Source organism: Leptospira levettii, assembly GCF_002812085.1.
In the GTDB taxonomy this organism is placed as follows: Bacteria; Spirochaetota; Leptospiria; order Leptospirales; family Leptospiraceae; genus Leptospira_A; species Leptospira_A levettii.
Map to the genome: position 1 here is coordinate 126,584 of NZ_NPDM01000007.1, position 24,326 is coordinate 150,909.

Here is a 24,326-nt window from a genome sequence, read left to right on the forward strand (position 1 = left end):
TTTTCACTTGCCACTTTGGTGAATTTGGTTCTAATTCTGTCACCATGGTTCTTTCCACATTTTTATCAGATTTGTTTTTGTCCTTAGTTTCGCTCAGCGTAGCGTATCGTTTTTTTGGTAAATCATCCATTCCATCTCGCTCTGCACTGTATGGGTTTGCGATTATTGGTATATCAGCAGGACTTGGGTCCATTCACTTTTTGGGCATCAATACTCTCGATCCGATCTATCGTTTTTTTGTAGGCCTCTCTGGTTGTCTTGGTGTTCCACTCCTCGGACTTGCTTTTTTTCATTTTTCCTTTCGTTCCATTTCGGAAAAAACTTTTTTCCTCCTCATCACCATCCTTTTTGTTTTGTATTTGGTGTTTGCTTATTTGGCACCTCTTCCAATTTATTCGACAGTCGTCGGTGGAATTGCAATGGTCATCGTACTTGTCAGTTCCATCATCCGTTTCCCGAAGCACAACCAAGCGGCCATGATGGGAATTGTGGGAGCTGTGTTGTTTATACTAGCAGGGTTAGTGATAGGTACGAAAGGGGCATCAGGACCTTTCCTGAACGTTGATATCTTTCACGTATTACTTGCGATTGCGAATTATTGTTTAGGTGAAGGAATTCGAAAATTAAGCTAGATCAATATTGATCCTTTCCATAAGGTAACTCTGAAACGATATGGCCTCATCTCCTTCAGAGTCAACCTTAGAAAAAATACTAAAGATTCAAACAGAGCTCACCGCTGCCAATCCTGACATACCACTTCTTTTAGATTTAATCACACTTCGCTCCAAGGAACTTGTTTCTGCTGAAGGAGCAGTATTCGAATTAGTAGAAGGTGACGATTTGGTATATCGTGCTGCGAGTGGTTCTGCTTCCAATCAAATTGGATTAAGACTACATGTTTCTGGAAGTTTTTCAGGACTCAGCTTACAATCAAAAGAAATTTTATACTGTGTAGATTCCGAAGAAGACAACCGTGTGAATCGTGAAGCTTGTCGTGTCGTGGGCTTACGATCCATGATAGTAGTTCCATTATACTTCGATTTAGAAGTGTTAGGTGTACTAAAGGTATTCAGTTCAAAACCTGGATACTTTCATGAAAACGATCTCCATACTCTCGATATGTTGTCAGGCACAATGGCGGCTGTACTGCACAATGCTTACCGTTGGGCAGAACGAGAAAAAAGATTACAATCTATGTCCTATCTTGCAAGCCATGATACACTCACTGGGATCTACAATCGTTCGGCTTTTTATGATTATTTAAGAAGAGGGATAACTCGTTTACAATCCAATCCAATTTCACTAACTGTTGTTATGTTTGATTTGGATGGTTTAAAACAAGTGAATGATACATTTGGGCATGCTGCAGGTGATTTTTATATCGCACAATTCGCAAAACGCCTCTCAAACCTGATCCAAGATCAGGATATATTGGCAAGATTGGGTGGTGATGAGTTCGGATTAATTTTGATGAGTCCAGATCCAAAAGAATCAGTTTTATCGTTTTTATCCAGTATTATGAATATCGTGGAAGGGGAAGTTTTATATGAATCCCAAACCCTTCAAATCAAAGCAAGTGTTGGTGTTGCCCATTACCCTGAAGATGGAGATGAATTAGAATCCTTAATTGCAAAAGCCGATGAGAGGATGTATGAGAACAAACGAGAACGAAAAAAGAACTAATAACTTTAAAGTTCATTCCCTGCTTCTCATGTTGCATTCCTTAAATTTTTCTTTCATATGTTTTCTCTTCTTCTTGTCTAAAGAGAAAAGATGAATTCAAACTCCTCACTATTTACCACTCTCAAATTACCAAATGGAATCATTCTTCCGAATCGATTAGTGAAAGCTGCAATGGAAGAAAATTTATCCAATGAAAATTTAGAACCAGATTCAGCACTTTGGAATTTATATGAAGCGTGGGCAAAGGGAGGTGTTGGGACAATCATTACAGGTAATGTAATGGTAGATCATAGATCGATGACTGGGCCTGGTGGTGTGGTCCTTGAGTCAGGGAGTAAGTTAGATGGATTCAAAACCTGGGCGAACAAAGCAAAATCTTCAGGTGGAAAAATCATTATGCAAATTAACCACCCTGGTCGGCAAATATTAGCTAAGTTAGGTGGTAATGTTTGGGCTCCCTCTGCAGTTGCAGTCGATATTGGAAATCTTTCTAAACTTTTAGGCAAACCGAAAGCAATGGATGAAACTGAAATTCTGGAAACCATCCAAAGGTTTGTTATGACAGCAAAACTAGCGGAAGAGGTTGGTTTTGATGGAGTACAAATTCATGCAGCCCATGGGTATTTGATTAGCCAATTCCTTTCTCCTTTAGTAAACAAGCGAACAGATGTTTGGGGAGGAAGTTTGGAAAATAGAGCAAAGTTTTTAATTGAAGTGATCCAAGCTGTTCGAAAGAGTGTAAAACCTGAATTTATAGTATCTGTAAAAATTAATTCAAGTGATTTTCAAAAAGGAGGATTCCAATTTGAAGATGCAACATCTGTCATCAATATGATTCAAAAGTTAGGTGTTGATTTTATTGAAATATCTGGTGGGAATTATGAAGCTCCTGCCATGCAAGGAATAGCAAAGGATGGTTCCACCTTGGCAAGAGAAGCATACTTTTTGGATTTTGCACGAGAAGTAACTAAGGTAGTTTCTGTTCCCATCATGGTGACTGGTGGAATCACAAGAAAACAAATTTTAGAGTCAGTTTTAGAATCAGGAGTGTCTCTCGTTGGGATTGCCACTGCTTTGGCTTTAAATCCAAATTTACCAAAAGAATGGAAAGAAAATAAAGAATCCAATTTGAGATTGCCCATCCCCAATTGGAAATCAAAAACACTTACTGGGCTTGCAACAATGTCAATGGTCCGTTACCAACTCCAAAGATTGGCAAAAGGAAACAGACCAAACGTAAACCTAACTCCTTGGTTTCGATTGATTATGGACCAAATCCGTTTGTCGAAACTAACAAAAAGATACAGGCATTGGTTGGATTCAAAATTGGCTTCGTCTTGATAGGAGCTAACTTAAATTTTAGAATAGAAGCGATCCCGAAACGCAAGAGCCACTTTTACAAGTACAATTAGAGTTGGAACTTCAATCAGTGGACCAATGACTCCAACAAAAGCTGCTCCACTTCCAATCCCAAATACACCAATGGAAACTGCGATTGCCAGTTCAAAATTGTTCCCAGTGGCTGTAAAACTAACTGCTGCGTTTTTTGAATAATCGACACCTAGTTTGTAACCCATCCATAAACTTAAGAAAAACATGATGATAAAATAAAGTAGTAATGGTATAGCAACTTGTATAACATCTTCCGTTAGTTCTAAAATCATTTCGCCTTTTAAACTAAACATAACAATGATTGTAAACAGCAGCGCAATTAAGGTAATTGGCGAAATTTTAGGAAGGAATTCTGTTTCATAATATTCTTTTTTGTTCGATGATTCAAATCCAAATCGTAATAAAAATCCAATCAGAAATGGAATTCCTAGGTAAATTCCAACTGTTTTGGCTATCTCGGAAATTTCAATTGAGACATTCGATGAAGAGATTCCGAAGTAAGGTGGTAAGATAGTAATGAATAAATAAGCATAAAAGCTATAAAAGAATACTTGGAAAATACTATTCAAAGCAACGAGTGCTGCACCATATTCTCTATCTCCTTTTGCTAAGTCATTCCATACGATCACCATAGCAATACACCTTGCCAAACCAATGAGAATCAATCCTGTTCTATATTCAGGTTCATTTTGTAAAAAGAAAATGGCTAGAATGAACATAAGGATTGGACCAATGATCCAGTTGAGCAGAAGAGAAAGTAAAAGTAGTTTTCCATCTCGAAATACCTTTCCCATTTCTTTGTATTTCACTTTAGCAAGAGGTGGAATCATCATAAGGATAAGGCCAATTGCAATTGGGAGATTGGTCGTACCACTATTGAATGATGAAATAAACACAACAAAATTTGGAAAATAATTTCCAATTAGAACACCTAAGAGCATCGCTCCAAAAATCCAAACTGTCAAAAAACGATCTAAAAAGGATAAATGTTTCACTTAGCAACAACCAACTTTTTCTAGATTTGTTTCTGTTTGTTTTTTGTTGCAACATGAGTTTTGTGCCACCGGATTTGTACTTACAAATTCTTTTTTAAACATAGGAATATTGGAACTCTTCTCTAATCCACAACTTTCGTTTGCTTTGCATTCAGTTTGTCCATCTACCAATTCCATAACGAGTTCAGAGCCAACAATCTGTAAATTGGAAACAAAATACTGTCTCATAACTGACTTAGAATTTCCGAATTCGATTCTTAGTATTGCATCATCTGGAATTGATATAAGATTAGATACTTTAGTAAAAATTGAATTCACTTTTTTGAGGTTCATTAATTCAGTTTCAACTTTTTCTTTCGGTTCTAATACTTGTAATATGATTTCTTTCCAGGTATCATATTTCCCTCCACAATCTACAGATTCGATTGTTGCTAGTTTAAATTCAGTAATATGGTAATTCGGATAAATTCTTTCTTGGTTTTGGTATAAAAATGTAAGTTGTAAATCTGGATACAACTCTAGATTTTTTTTGAAATTATGCCATGTCATCGATTGATTCATATATTCCTCGTTAGTTTAATTCTTTGTTTATAAAATTTTCGCAATACATTCTAATTTCTTCTCTTGTATTTGCAAAGGCTTCTTTGATTTCGTTTTCAGTTCCGATTTTTTTAGATGGATCACTGAAGTTGTGGTGGAATCGTTTTGCATCACTCGGAAAATATGGACAGTTTTCTTTGGCATGATCACATACAGTGATCAAATAATCAAAGGAGATATCTTTGTATTCATTGATATGGTTTGACGTATGATTGGAAATATCAATTCCAACTTCCTTCATTGTAGCGATTGCCTTTGGATTCACTCCATGTGTTTCGATTCCTGCACTGTACACATTGGCTTTTTCTTTCGCATAAAAACGCATCCAACCTTCTGCGATTTGACTTCTGCAACTATTCCCTGTACATAGGATTAAAATATTTTTTTTCATTTTAACAACAGCTCCCATTTTCCTTTTGGAATTCTTTGATCGTATTTAGTGATTGAATCAATGCATCTGACATTTGATTGAAGTTATCCCAATTGATACAATAACAGGAACTTGTTCCTTCTACTTCCCCTTTTACGAGACCGCCTTCCTTTAATTCCTTTAGGTGTTGTGAAACCGTTGATTGTGCTAGAGGTAGTACATCAACAATCTCCCCACAAACGCAAGTTTGGCGTTTGGCCAATACCTCTAAAATCGCAATCCTTGCTGGGTGTGATAAGAGTTTGGCAAAGGATGCAAAACTTTGGATGGGGGCCGGGAATTCTGTTTTTTTGTTCAATGCCATAGTATATCGTAAATATACGATAAAAGGAAAACAATTCCATCGGTCAAGGGGAAAATTGGTTTTTTTGTTAGGAATGGAATTCTTGGAAGTGATAAATCCCAAATATCGATTTGGATACAGGAATCATCACTTTGAAACAATATCCATTCCCAAATTTAGTTCGAAAATGGATGTTTGTTCTTAAGAGGACTAGAGTCCAGAACCGTCTGGGATGACCACTGGATCATCAGAAGTGGGAGTGTCTGGTTTTACATCGGCAGGGGAATATTGTTCACTTGGTTTTGGTCTCGATTCAAATTCTGTACCATTTGGTTTGTGGTTTCCTTCTACAGAAAATAACCAACCATCATCTTGTTTTTGAGAGATTCCTTGTTCATGAGGAAAAGTATCAATTGGACGGATGGTGATGGAAATGTATTGGATGAGTCTTTCATCTTTGACAGGGTCAAGATACGCCAAACTATCGTTACGCCATCGATTCTTTGACCGAGGTTCTCTGCGAAAACTTTTCATCACCATATCCAAATCTTTGGCATATTTAGAAAATAATACGCGAGTGGTTTTTGCCTGGATTACATAATACATTCCACCTTTTCTGTGGAATAAAAAACGGTTTGAGATGGTTTGTTTATTTTCTGTATAATGCAAAACAATAAAGGTTGATTCATCAAACCCAGCAATTTCATTTTCCAAAACCTTTTCTCTTACTAGTTTTAGATCAGGGTATTTTGTTAAAAACGTATCAACAGTTTCTTCAATAAAGCGATCGATATCATAATCTTTGGTTCGGCGAGCCACATCAATTTGCAAAATGGCTTCACGGTTGGATTTAGCAATTTGGATGCGAACCGTGTCCGTATACCGTAGTACAGACTTTGCCCAACCTCTTGGGTATTCAAAGGCAAATCCGAGTGAGTCTTCAACCCAAGTGGCAGCTTCCAATCCCGTAAGAGATAGACATAATATAAATATCAGGCAAAGTCGCTTTTTCATACTGAATATATCGGCTAAGTCTCCTACCATTATTGATAGTCTAGTAACCCTTTTCGTAAATCTGATTTTGGAAAAGTGCCAATCTTTTCCCAGGAACTTTCATCATAAATTGCCACAGATTCGAGAAGTGGTTGCAGGGGAGAACCATGGTAAGGTTTTTTTCGGATCCAACTCATCAAACGAAAGACAAGTTCCACCAGTTTGGACCAAACGCCCGAAACAGGTATCGGTATTAATCGTTTTTTTGTGATTCCCAAATCCTGGAAAGTTTGGATCACACCTTGGATCGTCACAAATTCAGGATGGGAAAACACATACACTTTTTCAGGTTTTTTCCCAGCTAAACATTGTTTGGTCCAAAGATAAAGTGCCTCAGTTGCATCCTCAATGTGTAAAATCGATTTTTTACGAACGGGAGGGATTTTCGGATACACACCCTTTTTCATCAAGGATTTGAGTTTGGAAACAAAACTTTTGGTACCTTTACCGTAAATACTTGCTAAGCGTAGTACTGAATAGTTCTCACCACTTTGGAAAACAAAATCTTCGGCCAATGCTTTTGTTTTTGCATAAATTGTGGTACCATGTCTTTCACTCTGTAGATTTAAATTGATCTCTTTGGATCCATACACAGAAATACTACTCACAAATCCAAAGTGAGGGATTTTATTTTGAACGGCATAGGAGACAAGGTGTTTTGTAGCATTCACATTAATCTGGTAATAAGTTTCTTCGTTAACCTTTGCTCCCGATACAACAGCTGCTAAATGGAGAATGAGATGGATCGACTCAGATAAATTAAAATCTTTTGGATCATGGATCGTTGCTAAATTTCTTTCATAGAATTTAAAATGTTTATGATGGCGTAAGGATTCAGGAAAATTGGCGTAGTTGGTTCCAATTGCTATGATTTTGTAATCAGGGATTAACTTTTGTATCAAAGCTTTGCCAAGGACTCCACTACCACCAGTGATGAGAATTGTTTTAGTCATATAATAAATACCATTTGAAACCATCCAACAAGTGCACCGAGAGCAGCACCAACAAGTATCAATAACATTTCGTCTTCTTGGAATGCCGAACGTAGGATTGATTCAAATTCTTTTGGAGGAAGAGCTGACATTCGATCTCCCATCATTGTTTCAATCTGTAAAGATTCCCCTAAGTAGGATTCTAAATGGAAAGCATTTTCAATCGCATTATCAGCCATCGCCACAGCAATCCTTTCTTTTGCAGAATCAAATTCATCAATTTTACCAGTGGCATACAAAGCCGGTTTTGCAAGAAATGTAACAGTATCCACATGGCTACTCACTTCTTTGCGAATGATTTCAATGATTTCCTTAGAAGCTTTTCCAAATATAAGTTCTGATAGTATATTTTTGGGTGTTAGGATTTTTTCACTGACAAGTTTTGCATACAACCGAGAAACTTCATTTTGTCGTTTTAAAAACAATCCTTGGTAGGTCCAAAGCCCCAGAATTTTTTTTGGGAGTAGAGGCCTAAAAATCATTTCGAGTGCTAAATAATTTGTTAGATACCCAACAATCACTCCTTGGATGGGAAGTGTCCAAGCCATAGGAAAAAAAATCATAAATATCATTTGGACAAGGCCAAGTAAAAAACCAAAATAAAATCCAGATCGTTCAATGAAACGAAACTCAGGAGCACCAACTTCTTGGAATAGTTCTACCACCAAACCTACGTTATTGCCGGATAGTTTTTTTAATACCAATGCTTTTACATCAAATAAGGAATCTATGTCTGCTTGGAGTTTTTTAATGACCTTTCGAATGGTAATCCCACTTTCCCTTCGTACTTTATGATAAATTTCTTCTTTGACAATGTCTGGAATGATTTCCCAAAGTTTTGGATCTAAACTATCCGAAAACTCTTTGATCGTATAACGAATGCTTGAGTCTAGTGCTGGTAAAAAAACAACCTCTGCTTTTTTGGGGTCTACTTTGAGGAAAACTTCTTTGATGTTGAGAAGGCGTTCTGTGATAACATCCACAGACTTACTCGCCATTTTATGTGCTTTTCTGGGTATGATCCCTTGCCACCCCAAATAGGGAGGAATTCCTATGAATTGGATGGGGTAAAATGTCATTTTGAGTGCCAACCAATTGGTGACCCAACCCACAAACCCATACGTGAATGGGATCATGAGTAATTTCCAACCGCCTACAGAAAGCCAAAAATCCCACATATTTCGCTAGGAGTAGGCTTTGTGGCGGAAAGGAATGGGCAATCGAAATTCATTTTCTTGTCTATTTTTGAACCAAATCGGTTGTAAAAGGAAATTTTTTGCCGATACCCCTAAAAAAGGTTTGCTTTCTGTACGAAAACAGACTACAAATGGTACACTTTGGAAGTTCTTAGGAATTTCCCGAAGTCATTTGAAAGGAAGTGGCGAAAAGCCACAAAGCGAATTTGATTAGAGGGTAAGTCTATGCGCGTTCGAGGGTTGTTCACCATTCTCGTACTCATTTCTATTGTATCCGTGGGTTGTTCTCGTAAGAAAAAATCCATGCCGTTCTGGTTGTTGTTAGGTACTGGTGGTGCCGTTGCTGATAACGGTGGACAAACTGAACTCCCTCCCGATTCCAATGGTGTTCCCCTCCCTCCTTCTGGTGGTTCCATCATAGTCACAGATCCGGATGAAGTTCCGAGTAATGGTTCCGAACAAGAAGTTCCAAACCATGGACCAGCACGTGTCATTGGTTCCATTGTACCAGTCGTAGCAGGAGTCCCTGCCAATGTGATCTGTGGCAATCCAGGAGCACCGGCACTTCCGAATTGTGTTGATCTCACTTTAATTTCTGTTCGCATCGAAGTAGCGAATGGGGAAGTGAGTACACTGGTTGCTTCAAAATTTGCCGAAGCAAATGGAAGTTTCCAATTTGATTTAGCGGATCTTCCTAATAACAATTATCGCGTTCTCATTAACACTGGTTATGGTTTAAATTATGCCTACCAAGACTTTTCGTATGTGTATAACCCAACACAAACTCCATTCACTCTAGTGAATGTGGGCAATTTGTTTGCTGAAAGAATGTATTATGCCCAAGGACCTGCTCAGTTTACAGGTGTAGTTACAAGCCCTGGATTTTCTGGTGGTGGTGTAACCGTTCCTTCTGGGCCAGTGGCAGGGATTGTGGTGAACATCCTTGACTCTAATGGAAACACAGTAGGAACCGGAGTTACAAATGTCAATGGGCAATATGTGATTTCGATAAATCCTCTCCCTAACGGAAATTATACGGTAGTTTATGTAGGAGATTCAGTTGTAGTCTCTGGCCAACCTTATGCGACCACCCAAGAAAGCGTACATTTTACGTTTCCTGGTACCAATCCAAATACAGTGGCTGTTATTGATTTAGGAGTTACTAATTTACCTTGGATGGCGGCAACAGAAAGTGATCTTTTACTTTCTGGAGTGATTCGAAATGGTGCACTCTCGAATGACCAAACTTCCGTGTTTACTATCAAACTTAAAAATGAGCAAGGTGCTATTTTACAAACAGTTCAGATCACAGGAAATGGAAATTTCTCAATCGAAGGATTTGAATTAACGAATGGGGTCTACTATTTAGAAGTATCTAACCCTTCTTTTTACACAGTCACCCAATCCTTTCTTTTTACAGCGGCTCCAAATGGTGGATCAAAATCAGTCACTCTTAATGATCCAATTCTCATTGTTGCCAAACCATCCTTGGTGGTTGGATACGTAAGGGATGCTAATAATGATCACGTTGCTGGTGCTGTGATTAACTTTCGACCTTCATCGAACCAAGCACCATCTAACATTGTTTATTTGAAAGATGACCCAATTTTAGGGAATGCAATCAAACTTTGGATTCTTGAATCCTTAAGTGCCGTTGCAGGAACCAACTGTGCATTAAATCCAACGGGTTCTGTTTGCTCCTGTGCTATCAATCCAACAGCAACTTGTTTGGCAAATGTGCAAGGGAATGGTCCTTGGGCTTACCAAATATATGCAAACAAAGTATATGAAGTAAATCCAACTTCCAAAGAAGTATCCTTCCTTGGTGCTAGTGGACTTTGGGCATATTATATTTCTGCACCAGGATTTGAAAACTATTGTGGCAATCATCCAACTCCTTGTTCTGCCAATCCATTACAAGTGAGTTTAAATGGCGCAACTTATAATGCGGGAACCATTTCTATGACTTCCATCGCAACACGTTCACAGATAACCGGTTCTATTTCCGTTAGGGATGCTGCTCCTAACACAAACTCAATCCATACAACTCAATCTGGATTGTATGTTGTGATGTTAGGGAATACAAATGATGCAGGAGCTTCTCTTGTTCACATCACGACAACAAACTCTGGCCAATTTAGTTTTGGTGGCAGTTCTTATGTTGTGACGTTACCACAAGTGTTACCATCTCCTTTCACAAATGATGATGCTGGAAAAGTAACCTATGCACTTTACCAATTGGGAACTGGGTCCGCAACAACACTCTCAAACACTCCGAGTGTTGCACGTGCGAATGACAATACTGCTTCTGTAGACATCATTGGCGGAACCGAATACAACTTCAGACAAAGTTCTTACCAAATCATTGTAGTAGACCGAGTGGCTCCATCGTATCAGTCTAGTTACTTGTCTTCCAATAGCCTTCGTGTTGACACTTCATCGGTTGCAACAAATTTATACGCTTCCAATCCAGCTATTTACCAATTGAACGGAGTAGTTCTACATAGCCCACGAGCAACTGTCACCGGTGTCGTAACAGATGCGGTTTCAACTTCCGTTGTTAGTGGTGCAACGATTACATTAGGTAGGTTAGTTGGTGGAAATTTCACTCCAGATGTGAAAAGAGACTGCTCAGGCGGGTTTGATGCTCCGAATTGTTCGGTTTCATCCACGAGATCTTCTGGTAATGACCAAACAGTTGGATCTGTTTCTTCCCAAGCAAACGGTAGTTATAGTTTCCCATTCCTTTCACCTGGTTCTTACCATTTACGAGTCGAAAAAAATGGAATCACCACTTACTTCCCAGTCGAAGTTGGCACTGGTGGTGGAACTGTTGTCGTAAACACTCCAGTGATTACAAATGATGGTCGAGGTAACCTTTCTGGATCAGTGCGAACTCCTGGTGGATTTGCTTTCCTTGGAACTTATTCCTTAGAAATTGTAGATCCAAATGGAGGAACATTACGTCCATCAGCTGGTGTCCAACCTGCATCCATTGCAACTGGCTCTACAATTTTCTCAAATTCGAGCCAATATACAATTTTTAATATCAATGCTGGTCGTTGGAAGGTTCGATTTGTATCTGCCGGTTACCAAACCGTGGAAGGGATTGTTGACATCCAAGCTGATGTAACGACTAACTTTGATATCATTACCTTTGTTCCAGGAAGCCAAACAAGTGGAACGGTTTCTGGGCGTGCCTTATCAGCGTTATACAATACTGGAGTTTGTAACCTAACAGCACGTATCCGTCCGGGTGTGAATGTAAAGTCAGGTCCTTATGCGATAGATGCCAACGGAGTGACAATTCCAGCTGTGAAAACCTCGACGGATGGATCTTATGCCATTCCATCAGTCCCTCCAGGAAACTATACTCTCGAAGTATCAGGTTCTGGAAAACGTGGAGATTGTACTTCTGTTCAAGAAAACTATTCAACAACATATAGAACTGTTGTTTCCGCTGGATCAGAAACTCCTGCCAACCAGAACATCTTAGTCACACCAATCCTCGGTGAAAACGAAATGCGAGTTGTCCTTTCTTGGGGAGCAAAACCAAGAGACTTGGATTCCCATATGCAATATGGAAACCAAGCAAACGACCGCATCGTATGGAACAATAAAACTCCGTTAGGTGCAGGGAATGGAAGTTTGGACTTTGATATTACAACTGGATATGGCCCAGAAACCATTACTGTGCAAGGTTCTATTTGGAACCAACCAAATCGTTATTATAGCGTTTATAACTGGTCTGGTGAAGCAAGTATGGGAATCTCTGGCGCAACGGTTAGAATCTTCAAAGGTAGTGTTGGTGAAGTGAGAAATTATTCCATCGCACCAAACTATTCCAATCGTTGGTGGAAACTCTTCTGTATTGCACAAGACAAATCCGTCACTGATGTGGGTGTTGGAAGTTGTAAAGCAACCAATTTTATCGAACGATCGATGTATCAATAGAGAGATACTTATCGTCTTATCTTTAGCTAATAGAGTGTAAGTTTATGAAAGGACAGTAATTTGATACTGTCCTTTTTTTTCGCTTACGGAAAGATTTAAATCATATAACTTTGAAAGATTTGTATCCGTAAAAACGGATTGTTTCTCTCCAAATGCCAATACCTGTCCCTCTTTTAACAAAAGAATTTTATGAAAATCTTCCGGGATTTCCTCGATTCGGTGTGTGATCAGAATTCTTATGAGTTTCGGATTGTTTTGTTTTAATGAATATAACGATCGGCCAAAATCTACCCTAGCTGTCACATCTAGAGCAGCAGTAGGTTCATCCAATATGAGTAATTCTTTTCCTTCACCAAACGCACGTAATAAGAGCACCTTCATTTTTTCTCCTGAAGAGAGTGTTTGGTACAGTTGGTGGGCTTTATTCTCTAAACCAATTGATTCTAATAATAATGATGCAGTTTTTGTTTGTTCAGGTGTTGGTTCTTTGTACAAACCCAATGTTCCAATGACACCAGTTAAAACCATTTCGAAAGCAGTGAGTCTTTGTAATAAAGTTTCTTGGTGGCCTGGTTGGACAATGCCCATTTTGTTTTGTAAAGGAGCCATGGGTGTGTCACCATATGTTTCACCAAAGGTTGAAACATTTCCAGATGTCGGCCATAGGTAACCAAATAGTAAATTGATGAGTGTTGTTTTTCCGGCACCGTTACGCCCAACAATAGCAAGAGACTCACCTTGTGTGAGTGAAAAGTTCACATTCTGTAATATGGTTTTATCATTTCTAATAAACGAAACAGAATGAAACCGAACAACCTCACTCATTTGTTTTTTTGTACAATACCTCTACCTTATTCACAGCTGCTGAAAAAACATCGATGTTGTCTAAATTAAACTTAGCTAACAAGTTTTTGTCAATGGCATAAAACCCTTTTTTCTGTTCATGGAAATCTGCCATCATATTGGCCATATAGATCACTTCTACCAGATCCCGAAGTTCTGGTGGAGCCAAAAATGGTTTGTGATGGTATTCAATCGCAACACGTAAGTCTTGTGGGAATTCCCATTTTTCAGCAAGTAAGGCTCCGAGTTGTGGGTGGCTTAGTCCAATTGCCATCTCTTCAAGAAGAGTTGAGTTTCCAGAATCTGTACCTCTTTGGTAGGTTTCGATTTTTTTGAAAAACCCTCTATCAACGGATAATAACAAAAACTTTCCAATATCGTGTAACAGAGCACATACGGCAATGATATCTGCAATTTTATTGGTATGATTGTTTTCTGTTGCGAGGTATCTTGCATAATAACTGCAACGACTAGAGTGTTCCCACACATCCATCATTTTGCCGTATTGGCCATCCATAATCTTACGGACACCAGAAACATAAAGTAGGTTACGAAGGTTTTTTAATCCGACTACTTTCACCGCTTGTAAAATGGAACTTACTTGGCTCCGATTCGCAAAAAAAGCAGAATTGGAAAGTTTTAGTAAATCAGCAGACAAAGCAGGATTACGTTCAATTTCTTGTGAAATCATGTGTAAGTCTGAATCTGGATTGTTACAAAGTTGGATGATTTTGGTCAATGAATGAGGAAGCGGTGGGAGACCATCGATTTCATTTAATAACTTGGTTTTTAGGTCTGTTTGGATTTCGACTGGAGTCGTAACATCGGGAACACTCAGTGTAGCGCGTGTTATTTTCTCATTTGTAAAAATTTTAAATTTATCAGAACCAATTCCAGAATTTTTTAAAAGTAATTGGATCAGTACTAATCCTAAACCTGCTGACTCGGTACTATCCGAAACATCGGTGAAAGCATCTGATAAATCATTATAATTTTTAGCGACTTCAATACGACGATTGATCCTTGATAATTCTTCTTTTGTGATTGGTGCGTTATTTTCAACAGCGAAGTGAATGGATTTTCCTTCCACTTTCATGAGTAAACTAATGTAATAATTTCCACCATCTAACCGCTCTAATTGTTCGTTCCACTTCATGATGATGTTTTCTTGGAATCTTGACATGCCTTTTGCATAATCAGTGGCATTTTGGATGTCCAATTTTTCGCGACTAAAGTAATCACGTTTTGCATTTGCCTTATTGGCATTCATAAGGAGTTCTTTCAGGACAGTGAAAATGACTTCCACTAAATATAATTTGTCCATATACCCCATTACATGGACAAGTAATGCGTATATCTCCTGATTTTGTTCTTCAGTCACAAAATAAAAATTAATTCTGGATTCTTTGGAAGTTTCTAATTGAGAAATGATATCTTTAAAATTCACAAATGATTTTTCCCGTTACACTCTTATAAATTAAATTCTTTTGGAGGCAATAGATATTTTTTTCCAAAGCAGTTTCTATTTTGTCCCCCCCATCTGGTAATCTGTATTCATCAGTGGAGGAAAACACAATGGATATGTTAGACCAAATGAATTTGCATTTGATGATGGAAGAACGATTGGAAAAAATCTTAGAAGACTTAGAGAAAAGACCTAAGGGAAAAACCAAAAAAACAAAAGGATTTGATCGGATCCCTGCGAATCGTGAACGAGCTGAATGGAATTTACAAGAAATACCAATTCTATTCGGAGCTTAACCTAGTGAAAACCGCAACCAAACATTGAGAGTTTCGGAATGGATGATGCCAGATTGGTCTTGGTTTGCCCACTTTGCCAAATCGGATATCCTTGGGGGAAAACCCTGAAATGAATTTAGTTCTATCTGTTGTTCGGATGAACTGTTTGTATTGAATGCTGTTAACTCTGAAAAAATTTGAATCTTATCTTTTGTTTTTGCAGATAACAATTCATCCCACACCAATAGATTTTTTCCTTTTCTGACACCAGAATACAGACGTTTGGTGAAAGATTCCATACTTTGTTTTCTATGTAATTGAGGTAAATAGTATCGTTCGTATCCGGTACCATTACAATGTGACTTCCCAAATTCTGATACAAAACTCACACCACTTAAAACTAAATTCCGATTGAATATTTCCTTTGTGATGGACATTGCCATTCCTAGCAAATTTAAACTTGGGTTTTGTATATGTGGCCAATCCAAACCTTTCTCATTTTGAAAATAAAAAGAGACAATTTGGTCCAAAGGATGGCCCGTATTCACTAATATTTTTGGATTCGGAAGTTCAAATAAACATGATGAGCCGCCTAACCAAGTGATGATGGGAATAGAAGTTGGTAATTCGACTAAAAAATGAAACAATGTGCCTCTTCCTGAATCAAACGAAAGAATATAATCGGGAAGAATCGAATGTTTTAAAAGGAAACCAATCGATGTATCACTCGCAAATAATGTGAATGTATTGCGGTGTTTTTTGATTGATTCAATATCTCGTTCGAGACCTGGGCTTGCCCCTAAAAATAATACATTAGAGTTTGTTCCACGAAAGGATTGAAACCACTGGATGGAGGTTTTTGTTTTCTCAATTGTAGATTTGTTTTTTAAATAATTATGAGTCCAAACTTTACGAAAGTGTTGGATTGTATTTTGATTTGTGTTTTGCGATTGGAATTGGGAAAGAAAGTTTTCCCGGCACTCTTCGATCAATTTTGGGAAATAACGTTCATAACTCGGAGTCACATACAAAGCCCATTTTCGATTGATGGGTTCTTTTGAATGAGTAAACTGAGGGAGATTTTCTTTGATTTCATTCCACTTTGGCGTAAGTCCAGTGACGAGAACCAATGTGAATCCTTTCTCTTTTGCCGTTTCCGAAAGTTCAAACATTTCAGTTTGGAATGCGGGAAGATCAAATACTTCAAGCAGTGGTTCCCAAACAATGACAACTGGTTGGCCCATTGGGGATAAAACAAGAGAACGAACAGTATGTAAGGCACCTAATCCCAGAATGATGGGAATGGAATCTAATTGGATTTGGCTTAAGAATCGCAAAGCCTCCTTTTCAGGGGAGACTTTTGAGTGTAAATAAAATGCTTCGGGGGTTTGAAAGTTATAGAGAAGGTTGTTTTGAAAGAGGGGAAGTAGAGGAATGGGCCTAACCTCTAATCCTCTTCGTCCTCATCTGAATCTTCTTCGTCATCAGAGTCGTCGTCGAAATCATCATCGTCATCGTCCTCTTCTTCTTCATCCGAATCATCACCGAATTCATCTTCATAACCATCTTCAAATTCTGGTTTTTTAGCTTCTTCTTCAGGGATAAAATCTTCTTCGATATCTTCTTCTGCATGAGGAGCAAATGATGTACCCGCAGTGGAAGTGACACCTGCAAGTTTGTCTTTTTCAGCCTGGAGGAGAGCTTTTTCTTCGGAAGATAAGTATTTCCATTGCACTAAGTCGTTAGTGAGTGCATACAATGCTTGGACGGTGAGTTTCCGATTTTTTAATTTTTTAGGAAGAGTGATTTTTTCGATTTTGTCGATCGCACTGAAACCGGCCACACATGTTTCGTATTTTTTTTCCCGGCAAAGTTCTATTAAGGATACGATATCGAAGTCTTCTTTATGTGATTGGCTCATTTTTTATAAATTCCTGGGGAAGAGAGTGGAACGTTAGACCAGAGTGGGGCATGCGGGTCATATGTCAAGGGAAAGTTCGAAAACGGACTTTACAGACGTTCTCCTAGTCCAAACCATGGGGATGGACCGTCCAAAATATGGGATTTATGAAGACCCCCCTCAGTTTATTGATTAGTTTATGTCTCATTACTTGTGCACCTGCGAAATCCTCCTACTTCGGAGAGACTTTGTTTGTTGGTGTCACAGCCGATGGGGAAGAAATCAACTTTGCAAACTTGGCAAAAGACCAAATTGCAATGAATGTGTATTCTCCTGATTGTGTGCCTTGTTGGAAAGAAATTCCTGCATTAAATTTATTATACGCTGAGATCCAAAACAAATTTCCAAACAAAGCAATTTATATGGTCGTTGATCCTTACCAAATTGTTCCAGATGTCACCGACGAACTTCCGTTTGGCCAAGTCTACCAAATGGCAAAAGAGAGGATGAAGGTTGAAATCAAAAATCGTAATATCCAAATCCCTATCATCTTTATGAAGAAACCTTTTCGAGTCAAGGAAGGTGGGCTTGTGACAGGGACACCAGAAACACTACTGTTCGAAACAAAACCACTGCGTTTGTATTATAACTTTTTGGGATCCATCTCAGAACTAACAACAAAAGAAACCATCGAGAAAGATCCTAAATTCAATTTCTTTCGTTACCAATTTGGAATGGAATCTATATGAGAGCAGTGATTATTCGATTTATTGATTGTGAAGGTCCTGGAATTCTAGAACCAATTTTACGAGAAAAAGGTTACCGTATAAGTTACCATAATGCTTATGATTCTCGTGTACATTTGATGCCTGAGATACATTTGAATTTTGATTTGATAGTCATGTTAGGTGGCCCGCAGTCAGTTGCCGATCCTGATAAACAAGAATTTTTTAAACCATACTATGAAATTGTTGAAAACGTAGTCGCTTTACCCAATAAAAAATTAATTGGAGTGTGTTTGGGATCTCAGATCATAGCACGGGCATTAGGTGCAAATGTGAGGCCTGGAACAAAGGGTCCCGAAACTGGGTTTTCCGAGCTTCAAATTTTAAAACCAGAACATCCTATCTTTTCTGGAATTCAAAAAGAATCCATAATGGCATTTCATTTGCACGAAGATATTTTTGATATTCCTGTTGGAGCAGATCATTTACTTGCCAGTGATTTTTATGCAAACCAAATGTTTTCTTATAAGAACAAGGTGTTTGCATTTCAAACTCACTTGGAACCTACATTGACTATGTTACAAGTTTGGCAAAATGTCCATAAGGAGTTTATCTCCAAGGGCAATGGAGATTTTTCTAACATCGATTCTAAACAGAAATCCATGGAAGAAAATGCCAAAATCATTTTTAGCAATATTATAAATTTATAACGGACAAAACATGTTTCAAAAAATCTTAACTATACTATTCGGTAGCAAATACGAAAGAGATTTAAAAAGGCTCAATCCAATCGTAGAAGCAATCAATTCATTTGAAGTTACAATTAAAGCAATGGATGATGAAACACTTTCCTCTCAAACACTAAAGTTTAAAGAAAGATTGGCAAATGGGGAAACTCTTGATGATATTTTACCAGAAGCATTCGCAACTGTAAGAGAGGTAGCGTATCGTACATTGGGTATGCGCCATTTCGATGTTCAGATGATGGGTGGTATTTCCTTACATTGGGGGAATATTTCTGAGATGAAAACCGGTGAGGGTAAAACGTTAACATCTACACTTCCTATTTATCTCAATTCACTTTCCGGTGAAGGAGTTCATGTTGTCACAGTAAACGACTATTTGGCAAAAAGGGATGCGAATTGGATGCGTCCCGTTTTCGAATTTTTAAAAGTTTCTGTTGGTGTCATTCAACATGATATGGATCACGAAGAACGTAAAGTTGCCTATAATTCAGATATTACATACGGAACAAACAACGAATTTGGTTTTGATTATTTACGTGATAACATGGTAAGTTACAAAGAACACCGTGTCCAAAGACAACATAACTTTGCTATTGTGGATGAGGTTGACTCTATCTTAATCGATGAAGCAAGAACTCCACTCATCATTTCAGGTCCAGCAGAAGAATCCACTGACAAATATCTAAAAGTAAATAAAATTATCCCTAAGTTAATCGAAGGAGAAGACTTCGAGATTGATGAAAAAGCAAAAAATGTAATTTTGTCAGAAGCAGGTGTTCATCATGTTGAAAACTTATTAGAAGTAGAAAACCTTTACCATGCCGAAAATATTGAACTCGTTCACCACGTACAACAAGCTTTAAAAGCACATAAAATCTTTTTTAAAGACAAAGATTATGTAGTGCAAGATGGAGAAGTAATCATCGTGGATGAGTTTACAGGTCGTCTTATGAAAGGAAGACGTTACTCTGATGGTTTGCACCAGTCCTTGGAAGCAAAAGAAGGGGTTCCCATTGCACGTGAATCACAAACATTAGCTTCCATTACCTTCCAAAATTATTTCCGCATTTATAAAAAACTAGCTGGTATGACAGGAACAGCAGATACGGAAGCGGAAGAATTCAAAAAAATCTACAATTTAGATGTGATTGTGATTCCTTCTAATTTAAAAATCCAACGTCAAGATTTACCTGACCGTGTATATAAAACAGAACGAGAAAAGTTTGATGCTGTAGTCAAAGATATCCAAGAAAAAGTTTCAAGGAAACAGCCTGTGTTAGTTGGAACAATTTCAATTGAAAAATCGGAAGTTCTATCTAAGTTATTGTTTTCACATGGAATCCAACACAATGTTTTAAACGCAAAACAACACGAAAGAGAATCGGAAATTGTTGCAAACGCTGGTAAACCAGGAGCCATCACAATTGCTACCAACATGGCAGGTCGGGGAACAGATATTGTTCTAGGTGGTGCGCCAAAATACAAAGATGATTTGGAAAAATTGGATGATAAATGTGATTCATTAGGAATCAAAAACAAAAATGAATTAGAAGTAATTTATAGTTTTCGAGAATGTCTCATCAAACAAAAGTTTGATGATGCTGAGGGAAAAATTGCTGACGTTCGTAATGAAACGATCAAAAAAGAATGTCTGAAAATTTTAACGGATGCAAAAAAATGGAAAGTAGACCATGATTTTGTAATTGGAGCAGGTGGACTTCATATCATCGGTTCCGAACGACATGAATCCAGAAGGATTGATAACCAGCTTCGTGGAAGGTCAGGTCGACAAGGTGATCCAGGTTCCTCAAGATTCTATTTATCGTTACAAGATGATTTAATGAGAATTTTTGGCTCTGATCGTATAGCACGTATCATGGATACTTTAAAAATGCCTGAAGGTCAAGAATTGGAACATAGTATGGTCTCCAATGCAATTGCTAGGGCACAAAAACGAGTCGAAGGCCACAATTTTGATATCAGGAAACACTTGTTAGAGTATGACGATGTTATGAACCGTCAAAGAATTTACATATACGGGATTCGTAACGAACTATTGGATAAAGGAAATATGTCCAAAACCATCGTTGATTTTTTTGACGAAGTTGTGGAAAACCAAGTAATCCTATATTGCGAAGGTAATAATGTTGATGCTTGGGAACTAGACTCTCTCAATGAGTGGTTACAAAGTTTAGGGATCAATCATACAATCGAAGTAAAAGATTTCAAAAAAGAATCAAATCCACAATTAAAAGTATTTGAAGTTGTATCCAAGTTGGTGAAAGAACTTTATGATTTTAAAGTTTCTTCCATCGGAGATGATATTTGGAGATCGATCGAAAGGAATGTTTTCCTAGATATTTTAGATCATAGATGGAAAGAGCACTTATATGCAATGGACCATTTAAAAGAAGGAATTTGGACTGTTGGATATGGAGAAAAAAATCCACTCATCGAATACAAACTACAAGGGTTTAAGATGTTTGACCAATTGGTGGAAAATCTTAAAAACGAAGTTGTTTCCTTTTTACTTAAAATTGAAGTAACTGAATCTGATAAAAAACAAGATGATTCCTCGCCAAAAGAGTACAAAAAAATTGGCCAAGAACAAAGAGCAGAAGTGGACATGTTTGGAAATGAGTTAAAATCCAATAAAACGAAACCACAAGTATCCTCAACCACAAGTTCTGGTGGAGGTTCGGAGAGAAGGTCTAGTCGCCGTAACAAGCGTTAGAATCAATTGTGTTGGAAATCTTCCAACACAATTCAATCAATCTGTATTTACTTTAAAAAAAAACTCAAGTAGTCTAATTAATTTCTAACTAGACTACTTGAGGGTTCAAATTGAAAATACCCTTATTCTATATATTTTGCGACAACACCATCTATGTCGGATCCATTGTCATATGAATGTGGATAGGTGTATCCATTCCCTGTGTTTGGGTTTGTAACAGCGGATGCGGAAATCATTTTTATATATTTAAATCCATTTGTTTGGATATTTGAACGAGCTGTTGCATCACAGTTAGCACCTGGACCACCAACAATTAGGTCATCTAAATTGAATCCATCTCCTCCACCTAACAGAAATCCATTTCCTGTTGGAGTAAATAATTCACTTAATGAAAATGGTTTTGTGGCCATATTATAAATTACTGGTCTAAGTCCTGCAAAACCTGGCCAAGATGATATTTTATTACTGTCGGATACACTTGGGTTATAACCACTGAGATCAAATCCACAATATTCTGTTCCATTAAAAGAAACTTGTACAACCATTGGATCAAAAGCATAACGATCGCTAGATTCTGATACCTTGAATGGATTTTCGTAGACGATAAAATCAATGCCACTTACATTTTTTACCGTTTTGCCTGCCCAAGATAAAATGAAACTAGCTCCAGCACCTGTTAAATTTAATGCATATACATCTAAGGATCCAGAAAACTCACCACCTCCACAAATACCATTGATCGCTTTCGTAGGGTTATTAAATCCACTTATGGTTGAATTGGCGGAGACAACTGTATTTGCAATTGGAATCTCAGTAGGTAGAGACGTTGGTGGACATGGAATTGCGGAAGAATTGTTGACTCGTGGAATTGCGAGTAACGACAATAAGACATCATTATTATTTTCCTCTCCTTTACATTGTAAAAAAGGAAAAGATAAAATGAATATAAATAGGGCTGATTTTATTTTGTATGTTCCCAATTTGTTTCTCCTATTTGCCTTCATTCAATAGTATAATGAAGGCAAAATTTTGATTCTTAAAAAGTTCTCGTTAGAAAATTGAAAGCAAAGGAACCATTACATCCAGCAGACTTTGGATTTGTAGTATAAACTGTTCCTGATGCTTTTCTTGAATTAAGGTCTGTTTTTGTTTCGGCTAACGTTGGTTTGCCATTAAAGACATCACAAATTAAAATTTCTTTTGCTTCTGTAATCGTCCAAATGAGTGCAGAAATATTTGCGCTATTCTTAGGTTTGTAATAGAGTACTCGATCGGTATTACTAAATTCTACAATTTCTGCATTAACTCTGTAAGTTGAAGTACCTGCACCATTTACATAGTCTACATATAAATATCCAGTTGTAGTTCCAAAATTAGATTGGATTGATACTGTATTTGAGCCAGGTGTATTACATGAACCAGCTGAACAACTTGCTTGTAAATAGGTACCTCTAATTTCGATTTGCCCTGCTTCTTTTGTCGATGACTCTACAGTTTTTAATAAACCTAATGCTAGATTATTGTCCGCGACTGATTTGTCTACTTTACCGGTGTCTGCACATCCTGAAATGGCAAGTGCACATAACATCACGAGCGTTAGTTTAAATATAGTTTTCATTTAGATTCTCCTAAATCTTTTTTGAAATTTAGGGGAACGCGAAACGGAAAGTTGATACGACATGAATGTATCCATGTGTATACCAAATCTAAAGATGATAATCGAATAGTTTTGTTTTCCATACGGGTGCCCCGAATTTTCCTTCGGGGCCCCTTTATGCTCTTTATTGAAAATAAAGAGCATAAGTGTGCAAAGTTCCCAATCCACGAGAAAACATTGCGGGGAAGATCTGGCTCAACAGAAAATAGAATGATCCATTTTCCGTATTACAGTTGCGGGTCAGCACAGGATTCTCACCTGTTTCCTCCCTGAAGGTATTGTCACATTTGTCTTAGCATTATTTTGCGTCAACAGAATTAATTTTATTTAGTTTTATCTGATAAAGTTTTTAAGAACACAATGAGCAAATCTATTTCTGAACTCGTCAATCGTCTGTTCAATTTGAACTCATTCATTCTTCCAATTGTCTCCTTAAGGGAAGTTACGCTTCCGTCATGGAAGTATGGTTGAGTTAAGGTAACGTTTCTTAAGCTGGGGATTTTAAATACATACCGATCATTTGAATCACCTGTTACTTCAAATTTACCAAAATCATTTGGATTATATAAAGAAACAGATTCAAGTTTTGATAGATGATTTCCACCTAACAGATATCCAGAATGGCAATTGGTACACCCAACATCTAAAAAAATATTCAAACCATCCAATTCCTGTCGATTGAAGATGAGTAAGTTACCCAAAACAAAATCATCAAATTTCGATTTGGAAACTAAACTCCTTTCAAAAGCAGATATCGATAATTTAACATTGTGTAGGTTAATGTTTGGATTTGAAGGAAAGGCATTTGCGAAATATTCACTATAAGAGGGATCATTCTGGATTTTTTGGATCAGTTCAGATTCAGAAGACAATGACATTTCCATAGGATTGATAAATGGATCAATTGCTTGGTCATAGAGTGAATTTCTCCTACCGTCCCAAAATAGTACAGAATTATACCCAACATTAAAAATCGTTGGGGTATTTCTTTTCCCAAGTTGGCCAAAGGTACCCCGCGGGGTAGTTTGACGATCCATACCTGCAGATCTTCCATCAATTGGATGGCAGGTAACACATGCTTGTATTTGATTTGCAGACAAATTAATATCACGAAAAAGTTTATTCCCCAATTTGATTTTTGCTTCCGTATCATCTTCTGAACCTGGTGGAGAATTCGGAAGAGACCCAATTTGATTTTTGGCTCTTTGTTGGAGATCGGAAGCAAAAGAAATATCGTTAATAAATTGTATTGAGATTAAATGTTGAAATTGGTAGTTTTCATTGTTAGAATTTTTGAATTCTTTGCAATTAGAAAAACAAACGAACGTTAGTGTTAGGAAAAAATGGATTAAAAAATTTAGAGCATCATTTACTCTTTTGGCTACAACGGATCCCATGATGAC

The 24,326-nt window shown here is 37.6% G+C and carries 22 protein-coding genes; 8 read left to right on the forward strand and 14 right to left on the reverse strand.

All coding sequences use genetic code 11. The annotated features are described in order from the left end of the window. Nucleotides 1–44 precede the first annotated feature (44 nt). The 3 genes from CH354_RS16635 to CH354_RS16645 all read left to right on the forward strand — a co-directional run bounded on the left by CH354_RS16635 (nt 45) and on the right by CH354_RS16645 (nt 3,024). Complete coding sequence (locus CH354_RS16635; protein WP_100727320.1) at nt 45–632, forward strand: DUF6962 family protein; 588 nt, start codon at nt 45–47, stop codon at nt 630–632. Nucleotides 633–672: 40 nt separating this feature from the next. Next, nucleotides 673–1,683, forward strand: a complete 1,011-nt coding sequence (locus CH354_RS16640; RefSeq protein ID WP_100727319.1) for a sensor domain-containing diguanylate cyclase — start codon at nt 673–675, stop codon at nt 1,681–1,683. Between the two features lie 90 nt (nt 1,684–1,773). Then, nucleotides 1,774–3,024, forward strand: coding sequence for an NADH:flavin oxidoreductase/NADH oxidase family protein (locus tag CH354_RS16645; RefSeq protein ID WP_100766545.1), 1,251 nt, complete (start codon nt 1,774–1,776; stop codon nt 3,022–3,024). Nucleotides 3,025–3,035: 11 nt separating this feature from the next. On the opposite strand, the gene arsB is transcribed toward CH354_RS16645, so the two are convergent. The 7 genes from arsB to CH354_RS16680 all read right to left on the reverse strand — a co-directional run bounded on the left by arsB (nt 3,036) and on the right by CH354_RS16680 (nt 8,564). Beyond that, nucleotides 3,036–4,070: an ACR3 family arsenite efflux transporter gene (gene arsB / locus CH354_RS16650; RefSeq protein ID WP_100727317.1), complete on the reverse strand. Its 1,035-nt coding sequence runs from the start codon at nt 4,068–4,070 to the stop codon at nt 3,036–3,038. Beyond that, nucleotides 4,071–4,631: a DUF6428 family protein gene (locus CH354_RS16655; protein WP_100727316.1), complete on the reverse strand. Its 561-nt coding sequence runs from the start codon at nt 4,629–4,631 to the stop codon at nt 4,071–4,073. It lies immediately after the preceding gene. 10 nt (nt 4,632–4,641) lie between these two features. Continuing rightward, nucleotides 4,642–5,061 (reverse strand): arsenate reductase ArsC, encoded by a 420-nt coding sequence (locus CH354_RS16660; protein ID WP_100719772.1) that lies wholly within the window; start codon nt 5,059–5,061, stop codon nt 4,642–4,644. Nucleotide 5,062: 1 nt separating this feature from the next. Beyond that, nucleotides 5,063–5,404, reverse strand: a complete 342-nt coding sequence (locus CH354_RS16665; RefSeq protein WP_100719751.1) for an ArsR/SmtB family transcription factor — start codon at nt 5,402–5,404, stop codon at nt 5,063–5,065. A gap of 189 nt (nt 5,405–5,593) precedes the next feature. Further along, nucleotides 5,594–6,397 (reverse strand): hypothetical protein, encoded by an 804-nt coding sequence (locus tag CH354_RS16670; protein WP_100727398.1) that lies wholly within the window; start codon nt 6,395–6,397, stop codon nt 5,594–5,596. Nucleotides 6,398–6,426: 29 nt separating this feature from the next. Next, entirely contained in the window at nt 6,427–7,389 is a 963-nt protein-coding gene (locus CH354_RS16675) for an NAD-dependent epimerase/dehydratase family protein (protein ID WP_100720563.1), read from the reverse strand. Next, a complete protein-coding gene (locus CH354_RS16680; RefSeq protein ID WP_100720573.1) occupies nt 7,386–8,564 on the reverse strand; it encodes a DUF445 domain-containing protein in 1,179 nt (392 codons plus the stop codon). Before CH354_RS16680 ends, CH354_RS16675 begins: the two co-directional genes overlap by 4 nt. A 285-nt stretch (nt 8,565–8,849) precedes the next feature. Here CH354_RS16680 and CH354_RS16690 point away from each other — a divergent pair, with 285 nt between their 5' ends. Further along, nucleotides 8,850–12,578, forward strand: coding sequence for a Cna protein B-type domain protein (locus tag CH354_RS16690; protein WP_100727314.1), 3,729 nt, complete (start codon nt 8,850–8,852; stop codon nt 12,576–12,578). Between the two features lie 42 nt (nt 12,579–12,620). Here the strand turns inward: CH354_RS16690 and CH354_RS16695 are convergent, their stop codons facing one another. After that, entirely contained in the window at nt 12,621–13,403 is a 783-nt protein-coding gene (locus CH354_RS16695) for an ABC transporter ATP-binding protein (RefSeq protein WP_100727313.1), read from the reverse strand. Beyond that, nucleotides 13,396–14,868, reverse strand: a complete 1,473-nt coding sequence (locus tag CH354_RS16700) for an HDOD domain-containing protein (RefSeq protein ID WP_100720567.1) — start codon at nt 14,866–14,868, stop codon at nt 13,396–13,398. The genes CH354_RS16695 and CH354_RS16700 overlap by 8 nt, the downstream gene beginning before the upstream one ends. A 128-nt stretch (nt 14,869–14,996) precedes the next feature. Between CH354_RS16700 and CH354_RS16705 the strand changes: the two genes are divergently transcribed. Continuing rightward, nucleotides 14,997–15,182 (forward strand): hypothetical protein, encoded by a 186-nt coding sequence (locus tag CH354_RS16705; protein ID WP_100720568.1) that lies wholly within the window; start codon nt 14,997–14,999, stop codon nt 15,180–15,182. Here the strand turns inward: CH354_RS16705 and CH354_RS16710 are convergent. Both CH354_RS16710 and CH354_RS16715 read right to left on the reverse strand, forming a co-directional pair. Continuing rightward, entirely contained in the window at nt 15,179–16,498 is a 1,320-nt protein-coding gene (locus CH354_RS16710) for a 6-hydroxymethylpterin diphosphokinase MptE-like protein (RefSeq protein ID WP_243396131.1), read from the reverse strand. The two genes, CH354_RS16705 and CH354_RS16710, sit on opposite strands and share 4 nt — an antisense overlap. Before the next feature lie 110 nt (nt 16,499–16,608). Next, nucleotides 16,609–17,082, reverse strand: a complete 474-nt coding sequence (locus tag CH354_RS16715) for a DNA primase (protein WP_100720569.1) — start codon at nt 17,080–17,082, stop codon at nt 16,609–16,611. Nucleotides 17,083–17,228: 146 nt separating this feature from the next. On the opposite strand from CH354_RS16715, the gene CH354_RS16720 reads away from it, so the two are divergent. From CH354_RS16720 to secA, 3 genes are read left to right on the forward strand one after another with little or no spacing between them, the layout of a single operon-like run. Then, nucleotides 17,229–17,810: a TlpA family protein disulfide reductase gene (locus tag CH354_RS16720; RefSeq protein ID WP_238759931.1), complete on the forward strand. Its 582-nt coding sequence runs from the start codon at nt 17,229–17,231 to the stop codon at nt 17,808–17,810. Continuing rightward, nucleotides 17,807–18,496 (forward strand): type 1 glutamine amidotransferase, encoded by a 690-nt coding sequence (locus CH354_RS16725; protein WP_100720571.1) that lies wholly within the window; start codon nt 17,807–17,809, stop codon nt 18,494–18,496. The genes CH354_RS16720 and CH354_RS16725 overlap by 4 nt, the downstream gene beginning before the upstream one ends. Before the next feature lie 10 nt (nt 18,497–18,506). Continuing rightward, on the forward strand, nt 18,507–21,266 hold the full coding sequence (gene secA, locus CH354_RS16730; RefSeq protein ID WP_100727312.1) for a preprotein translocase subunit SecA: 2,760 nt from the start codon (nt 18,507–18,509) through the stop codon (nt 21,264–21,266). Between the two features lie 122 nt (nt 21,267–21,388). Here the strand turns inward: secA and CH354_RS16735 are convergent, their stop codons facing one another. The 3 genes from CH354_RS16735 to CH354_RS16745 all read right to left on the reverse strand — a co-directional run bounded on the left by CH354_RS16735 (nt 21,389) and on the right by CH354_RS16745 (nt 24,320). After that, nucleotides 21,389–22,246 (reverse strand): LIC_13355 family lipoprotein, encoded by an 858-nt coding sequence (locus CH354_RS16735; RefSeq protein WP_100727396.1) that lies wholly within the window; start codon nt 22,244–22,246, stop codon nt 21,389–21,391. A 56-nt stretch (nt 22,247–22,302) separates the two neighbouring features. Beyond that, complete coding sequence (locus tag CH354_RS16740) at nt 22,303–22,884, reverse strand: hypothetical protein (protein WP_100720125.1); 582 nt, start codon at nt 22,882–22,884, stop codon at nt 22,303–22,305. A 362-nt stretch (nt 22,885–23,246) separates the two neighbouring features. Continuing rightward, a complete protein-coding gene (locus tag CH354_RS16745) occupies nt 23,247–24,320 on the reverse strand; it encodes a cytochrome-c peroxidase (protein ID WP_100727311.1) in 1,074 nt (357 codons plus the stop codon). Nucleotides 24,321–24,326 lie beyond the last annotated feature (6 nt).